1 protein-coding gene is annotated in these 1,624 nt (G+C 38.7%); it reads right to left on the reverse strand.

Features of this window, described 5'->3' with window-relative positions; all coding sequences use genetic code 11:
* Positions 1-706 precede the first annotated feature (706 nt).
* A complete protein-coding gene (locus tag AACV12_RS09225) occupies positions 707-1,363 on the reverse strand; it encodes a hypothetical protein (RefSeq protein ID WP_339377054.1) in 657 nt (218 codons plus the stop codon).
* Between the last annotated feature and the right edge of the window lie 261 nt (positions 1,364-1,624).

Consider the following 1,624-nt stretch of genomic DNA (forward strand, 5'->3'; position numbering starts at 1 on the left):
AACGCGATCAAGAAACAACAAATATGTGATGACGATTTATTGCTTAAGTCCAGCCATGAGAACATAGAATTCACAGTTCAATTCAAACCCGATTTAGCTGATAAAAACTCACTTTGCCTAACGCCCGGCTAAGGGGTTGACAACGCACCACCGAACTCAAAAAACACGCCGTAAACACTGAACTTCAATTTTGCACTAAAACCGCCACGCGTTGGCAATCCCTCTTGAGCCGTTTGTTAGGCCAACCGATTACAACAACACTTTCAAAACCTAAGAACAAGACTTTTTGTAAATCTTAAAACAACTAACCGATTAATTTATAAAGCAAAACGCTAAATCAGCAAAGAAACAAAAAACTCAAATTGAGCGATTTGGAAGAAAAGTGACGAGCGTAGCATGCTCGGCGGACGTTTGGATGCTGAAGGTTATTTTGCCGCTAAATTCACAACGAAAAGCAACCCAACACGATCAAGAAACAACAAATATGTGATGACGATTTATTGCTTAAGTTAAGCCACAAAACATGGAATTTACCGTTCAATTCCAACTCGTTTTAGCTGATAAAAACTCACTTTGCCTAACGCCCTGTTAAGGGGTGAGCAACGCAATACCGATGCCACCGCATACCACCTTAAACACCAAAACCAACGCATAGTGAAAATGCCACGCGTTACGAATCCCTCTTGAACAGTTTGTTATGCATATCCTACAGCGTGCTTAAAAATTTCTTGATCATGGCGCTGCAAGCCCCAATGTCATTCACATAAGCAAGACTTTCTCCTGTATCTAATTTCTTTATTTTTTCAGAGTAACGCACACCTTGTATGTGACCTTTAGTGCCATTTGAGTCATCATGATTTGCCACTTCGTTATCATGTTCAATGATTGCCGAATAGTAATTGCGCACCTGACCAAACAGGTTGATGTTTTGTATCAAGACACCAACCACGTCACCACTAAGTAAGTCATCTATTTTTCCAACGCAAACCGTATCTTCATTACCCACATAGTTATTTAAGTTGACCAGTAGATTTTTCTTGGATTTAAAGTATTTAACAGAAACCTTTTCATTAGAGATGGTTTTGGTATCAATTACTGCGTTTTTTACATTGTGGACGTCAATAAGGTACGCCGTATAATCACTGCCTTTGTATATTTTATACCCACACGTAGCGAGCCCTAAAACTACTACAGCCATACCTAAACAAATGAATATATTTTTTAACTTCATTTTTATTTTGCTACCTATCGAATTCTGAATAAGAAAAGATGCATAACGCCCGCTTAAGGGGCTGACAACGCTACTAGCAAGTTTCCGCATAACACCGTAAACACAAAAACCAACGCATAATAAAAATGCCACGCGTTGGAAGTCCCTCTTGAAGCGTTTGTTATGTGAATATTATCGGCTACCAAGATAGTAGCCGAGTAACAAAGATAGAATTGTTAATAGAGCAGTCAATACACTGAAATTCTCAGACTTTGAGTTTATATAGATGTAGTGGTCAACTAAAATTGGCCACGGTTTTAGAGTTTTCCCAATATAATCGTTCTGATTCATTGGGAGTTAAACCACCGTTATACTGATGTGGTCTGAGTTGGCAGTAATATCCGATAATGTAAC

Source organism: Vibrio sp. 2-2(8) (assembly GCF_963888495.1).
In the GTDB taxonomy this organism is placed as follows: Bacteria; Pseudomonadota; Gammaproteobacteria; order Enterobacterales; family Vibrionaceae; genus Vibrio; species Vibrio anguillarum.